Source organism: Agromyces protaetiae (genome assembly GCF_004135405.1).
GTDB lineage: Bacteria > Actinomycetota > Actinomycetes > Actinomycetales > Microbacteriaceae > Agromyces > Agromyces protaetiae.
The window spans coordinates 250,255-264,152 of record NZ_CP035491.1 but is presented as its reverse complement, the minus strand read 5'-3'; the positions used below and the strand labels follow the sequence as shown (position 1 = coordinate 264,152).

The window sequence follows — 13,898 nt, the reverse complement described above, 5'->3', positions numbered from 1 at the left end:
TCATGGTCACACGGCCGGGCGCGTTCGCCAAACGGAAGGATCCCGAAGGTTCTGTTCTGCAGACGCTAGATCAACGTTTGCGCTGTGCTTCCGGAATCGACGACGGTGAAAGAAGGTGGAAGTTCTGATTCGGCGGATGTCTCTCGCGCGCCGCCGACCGCCAGCGGTACGCGAGCGCGACGCACCACACGGGGAATGCGAGCCACGCCGCCGCGGTCGGGATCCCCGCTGCGATGAGCAGGGCGGTCTCGGCGGCGTCCGCGACGCCGCCGAGCAGGAGCCCGGCGCCGAAGAGCGCGACGCCCGCGAGCGCCGAGACGGCCATGATCACGCCCCAGCGCGACATCCCGGCGCCGAGCATCCCCCGACGGGCGGCGCGCCGGCTCGCGACGAGGGTCCACGCGAACATCGCGACGGCGAACGGAACCGCCACGACGAACTGCACCTCGAACCCGACCGCGCCGTGCAGCATGGCCGCCGTCGCCCAGACGAGCGCGCCGGCGGCCACGACGAGGAGACCCGTGAGCACCCAGGCGACCCGCGACCGGAGCCGCCGCGCGACGAACACGGCGAACACGGCCGTCGCCGGCATCACGATGATCGAAAGGGCGTCGTTGGCGGGCCCGAGCCACGACCACCGCGTGTACGTTCCCGCGAACGGGGCACCGAGGGCGAAGAACCCGATGAGCGGCACGAGCGCGACGACGCCCGAGCCGCCCGCGAGGAACGCCCAGAGGCGAAGGCTCAGGTCGGGGTCGCGGGCGCGGTCGGGGTCGCGGGCCAGAGCGTCGGAGACATCCATGCGTCGCACGCTACGACTCGTCGCGCCGGGCCGGCATCCGTGCCCGCACGGAGTGCCCGACAGCTCGAGCACGGCGGACGGCAGGATCCGAGCCCGTACGGATGCCTCGGGTCGCCCGCCGCTCTACCGTGCCCGGCATGACCGCACTCACCGCATCACGCACCACCGTCCCGTTCGCGCGCGTCGCGGGCGTCACGACGATCGCTGCGGCGGTCGTCGGGTTCCTCGGCGCGCTCTGGCTCCTCGGCGTCGCAATGCTCGGCACCCCGGCGGTCTCGCCCGACACCTTCTCGTATCCGCTCGACGTCGCGGGCAACGCCGTCGCGCAGGTGCTCTTCTTCCTGAATCACGTGGGGCTTGCGGTCGGCCTCGTCGCCCTCGCGCGCGGACCGGCGGCGACCCGGGCTCCCGGGCGGGTCGGCGCGTGGATCGCGCTCGCGAGCATGGTCGTGCTCGCGATCTGCGAGCTCTGGGCGATCTCGTATGCCGACGCCACGCTCTCGTCCGGCGCGACCGGAGCGCTCGACTCCTGGTACGGGCTCGGCTCCATCGTGGTCGGGGCGGGTCTCGTCGTCGCGGGCATCGGCGTCGCACGCACGCGGTACTGGGCGGGATGGCGGCGGTGGATCGTGCTCGTGACCGGGGCGTCGCTCTTCGTCGTCGTCGTGCCCGGACTCGCGTTCGGCTTCATCGGCGGGCGGGTCGTGCTCGCCGCGTGGATGATCGCGTGGGCGGGCGTCGGCCTCGCGCTCCTCACGGGTGTCGGGCGGCGGGATTCGGCCTGAGCGGCGCAGCCGCCGGAACAGTTGACACGAGGGGCGCCGTATGCCGGGATAAGAGCATGGCGACCCCGGCGGACGCCGCTGAACAGGCCGACGCCCTGCTCGAGCGGGCGGCGGCGGCCTTCGGCGCGGGCGACGCGTTCGCGGCGTGGGCGCTGTGCGAAGAGGCGGCCGCGTTGGGCCGCGAGATTCCGGATGCCTCGGTGCTCGCGCGTGCGGCACTCGTCGTGCGAGGACTCGTCTCGGGCGAACTCGCGGCACGCGTGCACGCCCTCTGCGAGGAGGCGCTCGCGCGGCTCGACGGCGAGATTGCCGCCGCCGGCGCCGCCGACGCGCGCGAGCGCGACATCCTGCGCGTGCGCGTCCGGGCGCAACGCGCGGCGACGACCGACCTCTGGGCGACCCGCCCCGAAGACCACCCGGCCGCTGCCGCACTCGCCGCGGCCGAGGCATCCGGCGACGCCCTCGCGATCCTCCTCGCGCTCGACGCGCGCCGCCAGTCGCTCTCGAATCAGCTGCACGCGCGCGACTGGCTCGCCCTGGGCACGCGCGCGATCGACCTCGGCCACCGGATCGGCGACGCCGAGCGCGTCGCGTGGGGGCGCTTCTGCCGCATCGACGCGTTCTGGATGCTCGGCGAACGGCCCGAGCTCGAGCACGAGCTGCGGGCGGTCACGGCCGATTCGATGCTCGACCGCGACCCGTCGATCGCCTGGCGGCTCGGACTCGTGCAGGCGAGCCTCGCCCTCCACGACGGCAAGTTCGACCTCGCCGCCCGCCTCGCCGATCGGGCGCACGCGATCGCGCGCACGAACGGCCTCGGCGACGGCGAGTTCTTCGACATGGTCTTCCGCACCCACTTCACGGCGCAGGCGGGCCCCGACCCGGTCGTCGACGCCCGCACGGAGCGCATGATCCACGGCGTCGTCGACTCGGGGGTGTTCCTCGGGCGGCTCTACCTCGCGTCGTTCCTCTCCGATCGCGGGCGCGACGCCGAGGCCGCCGCCGAGTGGCGTCTCGTGCGGGGTCGACTCGGCGAGGTGCCGCGGCACCTGCACGAGTTCGTCGTCGGGCTCGCCGATGCCGCGAAGATCTGCGTGCGGCAGGGCGATCTCGAGACGGCGCGGTTGCTCTACGGCGAACTCGCGCCCTACGCGGGCATGCAGGTGATCGGCTCGTGCTGGACGCCGTCCGTCGGCCCCGCCGACTTGTATCTCGGCGTGCTCGCCGAGCTCCTGGGCGACGACGATGCGGCCGAGGCGTATGCCCTCGCGGCGCGCGAATCGGCGATCTCGATGGGATCGCCGACGTTCGAGGCGTGGGCGCTGCTCGTGCTCGTGCGGATCGCGCGGCGGAGGGAGGCGGACGTCGGTCGGGCGGGCGGTGCGGCGGGCGGCGGGCGCGCCGCACGAGAGTACGCCGCCGCGGCGCGCGAGATCGGCGAACGGCTCGGGTGGTCGATGTTCCTCGCGCAACTCGACGCCGCGACGGTGCGCGACGACCGCGGCGGATTATCGCGCCGCGAGTACGAGATCGCGGGGCTCGTGGCATCCGGCCGCAGCAACCGGCAGATCGCCGACGAACTGTTCCTCTCCGAGCGCACAGTCGAGTCGCACGTGACGCACATCTTCGGCAAGCTGGGCGTCGCGACGCGCGTCGAGGTCGCGACGTGGCATGCCTCGCGTGACATCCGGGCGGGCCGCTGAGCGCGCACGCTCGCGGTACTCCACAGTCGGCGAGGGCTCGAATTGCCCGGATGTCCCGAGCCCGCCATCATCGTCGGATGGAACTCGTCGACATCTGGCCCCTGCACGGTCTCAGCCTCCGCACCCCGCGCCTCGAACTGCGGCCGGTGCGCGACGAAGACCTGCCGGCGCTCGCCGAAGCCGCGCTCGCGGGCATCCACGAGCCCGACCGCATGCCGTTCGCCGTGCCGTGGACCGACCAATCGCCCGCTGATCTTCCCGGGCACACCGCACGCTTCGTCTGGGGCACACGCGCGAACTCCCACCCGGGTGCGTGGACGATCCTCTTCTCGGTGATCGAGGACGGCGTGCCGATCGGCATCCAAGACGTGCGCGCGATGAACTTCGCGACCACCCGCACGATCCACTCGGGTTCGTGGATCACGAAGTCTCGCCAGGGCCGGGGCATCGGCACCGAGATGCGCGCGGCGATCCTCGCGTTCGCGTTCGACCGGCTGGGCGCCGAATACGCCGAATCGGGAGCGGCCACCTGGAACGATGCCTCGATCGGCGTCTCGCGCAAGCTCGGGTATCGCGAGAACGGCGTGCATCGGTTCGAGGTGCGCCCGGGCGAGCTCGTCGAGGAGATCGGGTTCCGGGTCACCGCCGCCGACTTCGTGCGCCCCGGCTGGACGCTCGAGGTCTCGGGCTTCGAAGCGGCGCGGGCGCTCCTCGGCGCCTGAGGCGCGCTCGAGTTCTCCACAGGTGCCCCGTTCGGGGGTTCGACGCGCGCCCGCGCTGGTTCAATCGGGAGGTTCGGCACTCAGCCGACCTGAAAGGATGCCCGATGACCCCCCGCACGGCCGCTTCACCGCTCATCCTCCTCGGAGCCCTGCTCCTCACGGGCTGCACCGCAGCGCCCGGCGCCGCCGTCGAGCCGTCCGAGGGCGCGGGCGACGCCGCCGACGCCCAGTCGGTCGAGCAGGCGTGCGCGATCGTCACGCCGACGCTCGCGGGCGTCGCGGCGGCGAGTGCCGAGACCGACCCCGAGACATCCGTCACGGCCGCGGGCGCCCTGCTCGACGCGATGAAGGGCGCCGCGGGCTCGATCGCGAACACCGAGATCGCCCCGCTCGTCGGCGACGCGCTCAACGCGCTCGCCCTGCAGCACCACAACGCCCTCGACCGGTACGACGCCGTGCAGACAGGCGGAGTCGTCGACCCCGAGGCCGTCGCCGCCGACGCGCAGGCCGTGACCGACGCCCTGCGGCCGCTCCTCGCCGCGTGCGGCGCCGCATAAGCGGCCGCCGCACGCCGCGAGCGTCGCGCCCGACTACTGGAAGTCGAACACCGGCGGGAAGGCCAGCACGAGGATCGCGGCCCACGCGAGGTAGACGGGCAGGTAGCCCGTCTGCCACCGCTCGAGCTGCCCGAACCGCACGCGTCCACGCACGAACCCGAGCTGCAGCCAGGCGGCGTACGCGAGGTTCACGAGCAGGATGAGGTTGAGCCCGAGCGATGCCGTCTTGTTCGCGCTCCAGCCGAACTCGCCCGTGCGCGCCACCATCGCGACGAGCACGATGACGTCGACGATGAGCGCTGCGACGAGCATGACGAGCTGCAGCCGCTCGAACCAGCCCGCGGGCCGCAGCGGGTCGCGCGCCGAGATCGAGTACACGAGGAGTGCGACGACGACGAGCAGCACGAAGTCGAACGCGATGAGGAGTTCGCGGCCGCCGTCGACGAGGTTCCACTGCATGCCCGCCGCCACGACGAGCGCGACGAGCATGATCGTGAACAGAGGCGTGAAGACCTTCGTGAGCACGGGCGCGATGTTCTCGATCACCCGTTGCTTCGCGCCGACGAGCCACGCCGCGATGACCACGGCGCCCGCGGCGCCGAGGGGCAGCACCCACTGGCCGACGAACTGCGAGACGTCGACCTGGATCGACGAGAAGACGCCCACGGTCAGCCCGCTGAGGGCGACGCCGACGAGGGCGAGCAGCACGTAGTAGACGAGCCATTCGCCGCTGAACCGGATGAAGTCCATGCGGGCGGTCTCGCTCCGCCAGTCGCCGCCCGCGCCGACGACGCCCGTCGCGATCCAGAGGCCGACGTACGAGCCGAGGAGGGCGATGATCGCTGTGGCGGATGTCTCGCCCGCCACCTCGTACCCCGATGCCGTGCTCCCGGGGAAGGGGAAGAGATTGAGCGCGAGCCCTGCGACGAGGAACGCGCCGCCGACTGCGGCGAGGGCCTGCCACGGCGCGCGGCGCCGCCACGCGAACCAGATCGCGAGGAACGGCAGCACGATGACCGCCGCGTTCCTCATCACGGTCGTCGGATTGTCGGTCGCGAGCTCGACGAGCTTGATCGCGAGCCCTGCGCCGATCGCGAGGAGGAGGGCGATCGCGAGCCCGCCGGCACGTCGGTGGAAGGGGAGCGGCGGGCCAGAGGCATCCGCCGCTCGCTCGTCGCCCGAACCGAAGCCGTCGCCGAAGCCGCCGACCGTGTCGTCGAGCACGAGCTGCTTCCACAGCCGCCCCGAGTGCTCGGCGGCGTACTCGCGCGACAGGTCGTCGACGCTGCCGAGGCGCTTGACGGCGATGAGGAACGCCTCGTCGTCGTCGAGGCCGGCTGCGCTGAGCGCTTCGACGCGGTCGCGGAGGTGCGATTCGAGCTCGTCGACGTCGGCCGTGCGCACGGCGTCGCGGCGGAGCATCCATTCGCGCCACGAGGCGACGAGCGCATCGAGCGTCGGGGGCGTCGTCGGGGGAGTGGCCCGGTGCTGTTCGGTCATCGCTCAGCCCATCCCGAGTGCGAGTCGCGGGCGGCGGTCGTCGGGGCCGCCGGGCCACACCTGGTCGAGCACGCTTGCGACGACGTTCCACTGCGCGCGCTGGTCGGCGAGCACGCCTTCGCCCTGCCGGCTCAGCCGGTAGTGCTTGCGAGGCCGACCGCCGGGCGCCTGCCGCCATTCGGACTCGACGTGCCCGAGCCGTTCGAGCCGGTGCAGCAGGGGGTAGAGCATGCCGTCGCTCCAGGCGAGCTCGCCGCCCGAGAGCTCGGAGATCCGTTGCAGGATCGCATAGCCGTACGACTCCCCGTCGGCGAGGATGCCGAGCACGACGGGTGTCGCGGCCGCCGCGACGAGGTCTTTTCCGATGCGCATGCGCGCCTCCATACCTTGTGCTGAGAGGTACCTAGAGCTGCAAGGTAACACCGTGTGCGGGTGCGCACCAGAGACGAATGGCGGATGTTCCGTACGACTTCAGACGGATGTCACGTGCGCGGCGCCTGCACGTCGTCGAGAGCGTGCGCGAGCTCGGAGAAGCTGCGCCTCACCGTGACCCACAGTGCTTCGCGGTCGATCCGGTCGTAGTGATGCACGACGAAGTCGCGGTTCCGTGCGGCTTGCGACCAGATCGGGGCAGAGAAGCGGGTGGGATCGACGGCGATCAGGCGTTTCGCGAGCTCGCCGACGCGGTTCGACAGCGCCTTGAACGCGAGCGGGATCGCCGGATCGGCGTCGTAGGCCGTTCGGCCGCGCGCGACGAGCTCGGCGGCGGTGCCGAGGGTCGATCGCAGGTCGTCGATCCACCGATCGATGCGGCTCGGCTGCAGGCTCAGAGCGTCGTCGCTTCCGCGAGGATCGCGGCGTCGCGAGCGGGATCGAGCCCACGCGCCGAGACGACGTCGACCGGACGGCCGAGCAACTGCTCGAGGTCGATCTCGAACTGGGCGAGGTCGAAGAGCGACGCATCGCGATCGGGGGTTACGAGCAGGTCGACGTCGCTCGCCTCGTGGTCGTCGCCGCGCGCGATCGAACCGAACACGCGGATGTCGGCGACGTGGTTCGCCCGCCCGAGACTCGCGATGACTCCGCCGAGGCGGCGAAGTTCGGGGAGGAGGTGCTGGACGCTCCCGTCAGCCGTCTCATCGTCGCGCCCGTCGACGAGTGCCCGGTACTGCGCGTACGGCAGCAGCACCGCCTCGGGGCGCCGATGCGACCCGATCACGACGGGCTCGGCGTCCTCGGGTTCGGAGCGGAAGCCCCGGAGTGTCGTCGTGAGCGCGGCGCGCGCTTCGCCGACGGGGATGACTTCGGACATGTCTTGATTGTACAGAAATATGTACAGATACGCGCGTCATCCGAAGACACCTCGGAATACCTCGCGCCCGTGCGTCGCTGTCCTTCACCATGACGCTTCTCCTCACCGGCGCGACCGGCTACATCGGCTCCACCGTCCTCGACCGGCTCGTCGCGAGCGGCCACGACGTCATCGCGGTCGTGCGCTCGTACGAGTCCGCCGCCAAGGTCAAGGCGCGCGGCGCGCGCGCCGTCATCGGTGACGTGACGGATGTCTCGTGGTTCGCCTCCGCGCTCGAAGACGCCGACGGCGCGATCCACCTCGCCGTGCCCGACGAGGGTGCAGAGGCCTTCAACACCGCGATCGTCGACGCCGCGATCTCCGCGTACGCGGGCACGGGCAAACGGTTCGTGCTCACGAGCGGCATCTGGGAGTTCGGCGCGGGCGACCTCCGCGACGACGAGCCCGTCGACCCGCCCGCCCTCGTCGCGTGGCGCGTGCCCATCGAAGAGCGACTCCTCGCGTCCGACGTGAACGCGGTCGTCGTCGCTCCCGGCCTCGTCTACGGCCGCGGCCTCGGATTCGGCAACGTCGTCGCCGACGCGCCCCGCGCTGCGTCCGGCGCGATCCGGCTCGTCGGCGACGGCAAGCAGCACTGGAGCTGGGTGCACGTCGACGACCTCGCACGCCTCTACGAACTCGCGGTGACGAGCCCCGAGGCATCCGGTCGCATCATCGCCGTCGACGGAACCCCCGTGCCCATGCGCGCGTTCGCCGAGGCGCTCGCGCTCGCCGAAGACGTCCCGGGCGTCGAGGCGGAGTCGGCGGATGCCTCGCGCGAACGCCTCGGCACGGCATTCGCCGACGCGCTCCTCCTCGACGAACGGGCCGCAGGCGCGAAGGCGCGTTCGCTCGGGTGGACGCCCGAGCACACGTCGGTGCTCGGCGCAGTCGAGGGCCGCGAGGCATCCGCCGCCTGATCTTCCTCAGCACGCTCCCAGCGGCATCCATAGGATCGATCGCATGGCCGGATTCTGGGGAAAGCGACGACGCGACGACGACCGTTTCCAGGCGGAGGACAGCGAACTGGCCAAGCGCGCGGGGGCGGCCCTCGTCGCCGCCGACGAGCGCATCCGGGTGACGAAGGACGAACTCGTCTTCGCCGAGGCCGAGCTCGGGGCCGATGCGACCGCCGACCTGTCGACCGCGCTCGCGTCGGTGCGGCAGCATCTCGGAGAGGCGTTCCGGCTCAACCAGCTGAACCACGACGAGATCCCCGACACCGCCGAGGAGCTGCGGCAGCGGAACGCCCGCATCGTGCAGTTGTGCGAGTGGGCCGAGAACGTGCTCGACGAGCGCACGGCCGCGCTCGCCGAGAAGATCGCGCGGGCGCGCCGCGCGCCCGAGATCCTCACCGGCGTGCGTGCCGACGCGGCGAGTCTGCGCTCGCGCCTTCCCCACGCGCGCGAGACCGTCGCGCGTCTCGCGGCGCGCTACTCGCAAGACGCCCTCGCCCAGGTCGGCGCCAACCCCGCCGAGGCCGAACAGCTGATCGGATTCGCCGAGCACAGCGCGGGCGTCGCCGAACGCCGCCGAGAGGCCGGGCAGCGCGAGCACGCGAACCTCGCGCTCGAGGCGTCCACCGAGTCGGTGCGCCGTGCCGCGACGCTGCTCGACGCCGTCGAGACGTTCGAGGTCGAGGCGCTGCGGGCCGAGGCGACGCTCGGCGCGATCGTCGAGGACTCCCGCGGCGACATCGTCGTCGCGCTCAAAGAGCCGCACTCGCCCGGCGTCGCGGCCGCCATCACCGAGTTGCAATCTGCCCTCGCCGCACTCCCCATGGCGGGCGTCAACGTCGACCCCTTCACTCACCTGAACCGGCTGCGCGAGGCGAACGCCGGCCTCGACGCCGCGATCGCCGCCGCGCGTGAGCGCGCCGCCCGGCCGATCCCGCCCGTCGAGCACGTGCTGCACGCCGTCGACGACGCCGACCGGCAGCTCGCCGTCGCGCGCGACCTCATCGCCGGGCATCGCGGATGGATCGGCGCCGACGCCCGAACGAGGCTCGCCGAGGCCGAGCGCATCCGCGTCGACCTCGACCGCTTCCTCGGCACGTCGGCGTCCGCTGCGACGAGCATCGACGAAGATCTGCGCGAAGAGGCGATGGCGATGGCCCGCCGGGTCGCGTACCTCGCAGGCGAGGCCATCCAGCTCGCACGCCGTGACATCGACTCGTCGCGCCCGCAGGACCCCGGGCAGTGGGGCGGCGGCTGGGGCGGCGGACGCCGCGGCGGAGGGTCGGATGTCATGGGCGGCATCCTCGGCGGCCTCGTCATCGGGTCCGTGCTCGACGGCATCTTCGACTGAGCCTCGCGGTGCGGTCGCCGGCTGAGGCGACCGCCTCACCCACGGTGTTGCACTCGCAGAGTCGGTGGTACACTCGACGCATGCCCACGACGCTTCCGCGATTCCAAGTGACGGAGACGCCTGTCGTCGAGCGAGCTCTTCGCGTCGCGGCGGAGACCTGGCCTGGTGTCGCCCGCCCCGAACTGGTCAATCGACTGTTCGAGGCGGCTGTTGCCGCGATCGAGGCGCGACGCGGTGATGCCGAGCTCGCGCGCATCGGTGCGGTCGACCTAAGCGCCGGCGCGTTCGATCTCGCCTACGGGCCTGACTACCTCGAACGGCTCCGCGACGAGTGGCCCGAATGATCGTGCTCGACGCGAGCGTCGTCATCGCACACCTCGCTTCGAGCGACCCGCACCACGAGCGCGCGACCGCCTTCTTCCGCGCGCGCGCCGCCGACTCATTCCTCATGCACTCGCTCACGCTCACCGAAGTGCTCGTCGGGCCGATCCGCGTCGGGCGCGGTGAAGCCGCGGCTCACACGATGACCTCGCTCGGTATCGCCGAGTGGGCGCCTCCGGCGCAGAGCGCCGCACGGCTCGCCCGCATCCGCGTCGAGTCCGGGCTGAAGCTCCCCGACTGCTGCGTGCTCGACGCGGCGTTGAGCACGAGCGCGCCGCTCGCGACGCTCGACGTGCGACTTCGTCATGCCGCGCGCGAGGCGGGTGTCGAGGTCATCGACTTCGGTTGACCCCGGAGGGACCGTCGCTCCCGCCCGCGAGAGCGGGTTCCTTCTCCGGCGCAGAACTTCCGCGAAAGTTCACCCCCGAATCGTCGGTTCGGAGGGTTGCGCGCCCCGCAGAGTGGGTTCACCAGGCCAACGGATGTCACTCGGCACACGCCGAGCACGAGGCATCCGGAGCAGTGAACGCACCGAAGGAGCACGACGATGAGCACCGAGATCCGCCCCGGCGACCAGACCCAGACCGCAGCCGAGCTGCAGCTCGAGTGGGACGCGAACCCGCGCTGGGAGGGCGTGAAGCGCGACTACACGGCCGAAGACGTCATCGCCCTCCGCGGGCCCGTCCGCGAGGAGCGCACGCTCGCCAAGCGCGGTGCCGAGAAGCTCTGGGAGAACATCCAGAAGAACAGGGGCACGGCGTTCTCGCGCCAGGAGGAGCCCGAGTGGTCGGCGGCCCTCGGCGCCCTGACCGGCAACCAGGCCGTGCAGCAGGTGCGCGCGGGCCTCAAGGCGGTCTACCTCTCGGGCTGGCAGGTCGCGGCCGACGCGAACCTCTCGGGCCAGACCTACCCCGACCAGTCGCTCTACCCCGCGAACTCGGTCCCCGCGGTCGTGCGTCGCATCAACAACGCGCTCCTCCGCACGGGCCAGATCGAGCAGGGCAACGAAGCGCAGACGGGGATCACCGACTGGATGGCCCCCATCGTCGCCGACGCCGAGGCCGGGTTCGGCGGGCCGCTCAACGCCTACGAGCTCATGCACCAGATGATCGAGGCCGGCGCGGCGGGCGTGCACTGGGAGGACCAGCTCGCGAGCGAGAAGAAGTGCGGCCACATGGGCGGCAAGGTGCTCATCCCGACCTCGCAGCACATCCGCACGATCAACGCGGCGCGTCTCGCGGCCGACGTCGCGGGCGTCCCGTCGATCATCATCGCCCGCACCGACGCGCTCGCCGCGACCCTGCTGACGAGCGACCACGACGAGCGCGACCGTCCGTTCGTGACGGGTGAGCGCACCGCCGAGGGCTTCTACGAGGTGCAGAACGGCATCGAGCCGGTCATCGCCCGCGGCCTCGCGTACGCCGAGTACGCCGACCTGCTGTGGGTCGAGTCGGCCGAGCCCGATCTCGACCTCGCACGCCGCTTCGCGGAGGCCGTGCACGCGAAGTTCCCGGGCAAGCGCCTGAGCTACAACTGCTCGCCGTCGTTCAACTGGAAGCGTCACCTCGACGACGACCAGATCGCGAAGTTCCAGCGCGAACTCGCGTCGATGGGCTACGCGTTCCAGTTCATCACCCTCGCGGGCTTCCACGCCCTCAACCACTCCATGTTCACGCTCGCCAAGGACTACAACGAGCGTCACATGTCGGCATACGTCGAACTCCAGGAAGCGGAATTCGCTTCGGAGGCATCCGGCTACACCGCCACGCGCCACCAGCGCGAGGTCGGCACCGGCTACTTCGACCAGATCGCCACCGCGCTGAACCCCAATAGTGCAACCCTCGCCCTCGTCGGATCGACCGAGGAAGACCAGTTCAGCCACTGACCGCCTCTCCGACCTGCCCCTGCTGACCGCCTCCCGCTCGGGTTTGCCGGACATCGGCAGCTTTGTCGGACGTGAGCACGCTCTCACGTCCGACAAACGCCCGAATGTCCGACAAACCTCGGGCGAGGGGTGCGGGGCAGGACGGAGCCGAGGACAAGGAGACCCATCATGAACACCCTCATCATCGACACGCCCCCGACCGCGCGCCGCGACGAGTCGCAGGCGCCCTCGCGCCGCACGCCCGCAGAGCCCAAGCCCGCGACCGGCAGCTTCCAGGCCGTCGAGCCGCGCATCGAGATCACCGCGCCGCAGGGCGAGCGCTACGACGAGATCCTCACGCCCGAGGCCCTCGCGTTCCTCGCCGAACTCCACGACCGCTTCGCCGGCACCCGCCACGACCTGCTCGCGGCGCGCCTGAAGACGCGCGTCCACGCCGCGAACGGCCGTGATCCGAAGTTCCTGCCCGAGACGGCGCACATCCGCGAGGATGCCTCGTGGCGCGTCGCGGGCGCCGGCCCCGGCCTCGAAGACCGCCGCGTCGAGATCACGGGCCCGACCGACCGCAAAATGGCGATCAACGCGCTCAACTCGAGTGCGAAGGTCTGGCTCGCCGACCAGGAGGATGCCACGAGCCCCACCTGGCGCAACGTCATCGAGGGACAGCTGAGCCTGTTCGATGCGCTGCGCGGCACCCTCGAGTACACGAGTCCCGAGGGCAAGGAGTACCGACTCGACCGCGACATCCGAGAGACTCCGACGATCGTGTTCCGCCCGCGCGGGTGGCACCTGACCGAGAAGCACCTGCGGTTCCACGACCGTGCGGGCCGGGCACTGCACGCGTCGGGCTCGCTCGTCGACTTCGGCCTGTACCTCTTCCACAACGCGGCGAAGCTCATCGAACTCGGCCGCGGCCCGTACTTCTACCTGCCGAAGCTCGAGTCGCACCTCGAGGCGCGCCTCTGGAACGACATCTTCGTCTTCGCGCAGGAGCGCCTCGGCCTCCCGCAGGGCACGGTCCGCGCGACCGTCCTCATCGAGACGATCCAGGCCGCGTTCGAGATGGACGAGATCCTCTACGAGCTCCGCGATCACTGCGCCGGCCTCAACGCCGGGCGCTGGGACTACATCTTCTCGATCGTGAAGACGTTCCGCTCGCGCGGCCGCCGGTGGGTGCTGCCCGACCGCAAGCAGATCTCGATGACCGTGCCGTTCATGCGCTCATACACCGAGCTCCTCGTGCAGACGTGCCACAAGCGCGGAGCACATGCCATCGGCGGCATGAGCGCGTTCATCCCGAACCGCCGCAACCCCGAGGTCACCGAGCGCGCGTTCGCGCAGGTCGCCTCCGACAAGCGCCGCGAGGCGGGCGACGGGTTCGACGGCACGTGGGTCGCGCACCCCGACCTCATCCCGACGGCTCGCGCCGAGTTCGACGCCGTGCTCGGCGAGCGGCCGAATCAGGTCGAGCGCCTTCGCGACGACGTCGAGGTGACTGCCGCACAGCTGCTCGACATCGAGTCGGCGGGCGGCCAGGTGACCGAGGCGGGCGTGCGCGACAACATCTCGATCGCGATCCGCTACGTCGAGTCCTGGCTCCGCGGCGTCGGCGCCGCGGCCATCGACGACCTCATGGAGGACGCCGCGACGGCAGAGATCTCGCGTTCGCAGATCTGGCAGTGGCTCAACGAGAACACCGTCACCGCCGAGGGCACGCGCATCGACCAGACGTCGATCGTGCGGCTCATGGCCGAGGCCGTCGCGGGCCTTCCGCGGTTCGAGGGCGACCGGTTCGACGACGCGATCTCGGTGTTCCGGTCGGTCGCGCTCGAGCCCGAGTTCCCGACGTTCCTGACGGTCGCGGCGTACGCACGCTTCCTCTAGGAGGGGAGCCTGGGGAAGAGGGCC

At 71.4% G+C, this 13,898-nt stretch carries 15 protein-coding genes; 10 read left to right on the top strand and 5 right to left on the bottom strand.

From position 1 onward, the window contains the following. Nucleotides 1-70: 70 nt before the first annotated feature. Entirely contained in the window at nt 71-802 is a 732-nt protein-coding gene (locus ET445_RS01210; protein ID WP_129188092.1) for a hypothetical protein, read from the bottom strand. Between the two features lie 137 nt (nt 803-939). Here ET445_RS01210 and ET445_RS01205 point away from each other — a divergent pair, with 137 nt between their 5' ends. From ET445_RS01205 to ET445_RS01190, 4 genes are all read left to right on the top strand, one after another. Then, the gene (locus ET445_RS01205; RefSeq protein ID WP_129188090.1) at nt 940-1,587 is read left to right on the top strand and encodes a hypothetical protein; all 648 of its coding nucleotides are present in this window, start codon (nt 940-942) and stop codon (nt 1,585-1,587) included. A gap of 56 nt (nt 1,588-1,643) precedes the next feature. Then, a complete protein-coding gene (locus tag ET445_RS17725) occupies nt 1,644-3,290 on the top strand; it encodes a helix-turn-helix transcriptional regulator (RefSeq protein ID WP_129188088.1) in 1,647 nt (548 codons plus the stop codon). 77 nt (nt 3,291-3,367) lie between these two features. After that, nucleotides 3,368-4,012 carry a GNAT family N-acetyltransferase gene (locus tag ET445_RS01195; RefSeq protein WP_129188086.1) on the top strand — a complete coding sequence of 215 codons (645 nt, stop codon included), beginning with the start codon at nt 3,368-3,370 and terminating at the stop codon, nt 4,010-4,012. 104 nt (nt 4,013-4,116) lie between these two features. Further along, nucleotides 4,117-4,569, top strand: coding sequence for a hypothetical protein (locus tag ET445_RS01190; protein WP_129188084.1), 453 nt, complete (start codon nt 4,117-4,119; stop codon nt 4,567-4,569). 33 nt (nt 4,570-4,602) lie between these two features. Here ET445_RS01190 and ET445_RS01185 read toward each other — a convergent pair whose 3' ends face one another. The 4 genes from ET445_RS01185 to ET445_RS01175 all read right to left on the bottom strand — a co-directional run bounded on the left by ET445_RS01185 (nt 4,603) and on the right by ET445_RS01175 (nt 7,381). Continuing rightward, on the bottom strand, nt 4,603-6,069 hold the full coding sequence (locus ET445_RS01185; RefSeq protein WP_129188082.1) for a permease prefix domain 1-containing protein: 1,467 nt from the start codon (nt 6,067-6,069) through the stop codon (nt 4,603-4,605). Between the two features lie 3 nt (nt 6,070-6,072). Then, complete coding sequence (locus tag ET445_RS01180; protein WP_129188080.1) at nt 6,073-6,441, bottom strand: PadR family transcriptional regulator; 369 nt, start codon at nt 6,439-6,441, stop codon at nt 6,073-6,075. Nucleotides 6,442-6,551: 110 nt separating this feature from the next. Next, on the bottom strand, nt 6,552-6,659 hold the full coding sequence (locus ET445_RS18390; protein ID WP_341769726.1) for a hypothetical protein: 108 nt from the start codon (nt 6,657-6,659) through the stop codon (nt 6,552-6,554). Nucleotides 6,660-6,895: 236 nt separating this feature from the next. Further along, complete coding sequence (locus tag ET445_RS01175; protein WP_129188078.1) at nt 6,896-7,381, bottom strand: nucleotidyltransferase domain-containing protein; 486 nt, start codon at nt 7,379-7,381, stop codon at nt 6,896-6,898. 89 nt (nt 7,382-7,470) lie between these two features. On the opposite strand from ET445_RS01175, the gene ET445_RS01170 reads away from it, so the two are divergent. From ET445_RS01170 to aceB, 6 genes are all read left to right on the top strand, one after another. After that, entirely contained in the window at nt 7,471-8,340 is an 870-nt protein-coding gene (locus ET445_RS01170; protein WP_129188076.1) for an NAD-dependent epimerase/dehydratase family protein, read from the top strand. Between the two features lie 43 nt (nt 8,341-8,383). Then, the gene (locus ET445_RS01165) at nt 8,384-9,727 is read left to right on the top strand and encodes a hypothetical protein (protein WP_129188074.1); all 1,344 of its coding nucleotides are present in this window, start codon (nt 8,384-8,386) and stop codon (nt 9,725-9,727) included. 80 nt (nt 9,728-9,807) lie between these two features. After that, nucleotides 9,808-10,071, top strand: coding sequence for a hypothetical protein (locus ET445_RS01160; protein WP_129188072.1), 264 nt, complete (start codon nt 9,808-9,810; stop codon nt 10,069-10,071). Then, nucleotides 10,068-10,457, top strand: a complete 390-nt coding sequence (locus ET445_RS01155) for a type II toxin-antitoxin system VapC family toxin (protein WP_129188071.1) — start codon at nt 10,068-10,070, stop codon at nt 10,455-10,457. The genes ET445_RS01160 and ET445_RS01155 overlap by 4 nt, the downstream gene beginning before the upstream one ends. A gap of 198 nt (nt 10,458-10,655) precedes the next feature. Then, complete coding sequence (gene aceA, locus ET445_RS01150) at nt 10,656-11,993, top strand: isocitrate lyase (RefSeq protein WP_129188069.1); 1,338 nt, start codon at nt 10,656-10,658, stop codon at nt 11,991-11,993. Between the two features lie 168 nt (nt 11,994-12,161). Further along, the gene (gene aceB / locus ET445_RS01145) at nt 12,162-13,874 is read left to right on the top strand and encodes a malate synthase A (RefSeq protein WP_129188067.1); all 1,713 of its coding nucleotides are present in this window, start codon (nt 12,162-12,164) and stop codon (nt 13,872-13,874) included. Nucleotides 13,875-13,898: the final 24 nt, after the last annotated feature.

Bases quoted from the DNA above. Each gene is read 5' to 3' on its own strand.
- aceA (WP_129188069.1), top strand. From the start codon at position 10,656: ATGAGCACCGAGATCCGCCCCGGCGACCAGACCCAGACCGCAGCCGAG.
- ET445_RS01165 (WP_129188074.1), top strand. From the start codon at position 8,384: ATGGCCGGATTCTGGGGAAAGCGACGACGCGACGACGACCGTTTCCAG.
- aceB (WP_129188067.1), top strand. From the start codon at position 12,162: ATGAACACCCTCATCATCGACACGCCCCCGACCGCGCGCCGCGACGAG.
- ET445_RS01205 (WP_129188090.1), top strand. From the start codon at position 940: ATGACCGCACTCACCGCATCACGCACCACCGTCCCGTTCGCGCGCGTC.
- ET445_RS01175 (WP_129188078.1), bottom strand. From the start codon at position 7,381: ATGTCCGAAGTCATCCCCGTCGGCGAAGCGCGCGCCGCGCTCACGACG.
- ET445_RS01190 (WP_129188084.1), top strand. From the start codon at position 4,117: ATGACCCCCCGCACGGCCGCTTCACCGCTCATCCTCCTCGGAGCCCTG.
- ET445_RS01155 (WP_129188071.1), top strand. From the start codon at position 10,068: ATGATCGTGCTCGACGCGAGCGTCGTCATCGCACACCTCGCTTCGAGC.
- ET445_RS17725 (WP_129188088.1), top strand. From the start codon at position 1,644: ATGGCGACCCCGGCGGACGCCGCTGAACAGGCCGACGCCCTGCTCGAG.
- ET445_RS01160 (WP_129188072.1), top strand. From the start codon at position 9,808: ATGCCCACGACGCTTCCGCGATTCCAAGTGACGGAGACGCCTGTCGTC.
- ET445_RS01185 (WP_129188082.1), bottom strand. From the start codon at position 6,069: ATGACCGAACAGCACCGGGCCACTCCCCCGACGACGCCCCCGACGCTC.
- ET445_RS01180 (WP_129188080.1), bottom strand. From the start codon at position 6,441: ATGCGCATCGGAAAAGACCTCGTCGCGGCGGCCGCGACACCCGTCGTG.
- ET445_RS01170 (WP_129188076.1), top strand. From the start codon at position 7,471: ATGACGCTTCTCCTCACCGGCGCGACCGGCTACATCGGCTCCACCGTC.
- ET445_RS01195 (WP_129188086.1), top strand. From the start codon at position 3,368: ATGGAACTCGTCGACATCTGGCCCCTGCACGGTCTCAGCCTCCGCACC.
- ET445_RS01210 (WP_129188092.1), bottom strand. From the start codon at position 802: ATGGATGTCTCCGACGCTCTGGCCCGCGACCCCGACCGCGCCCGCGAC.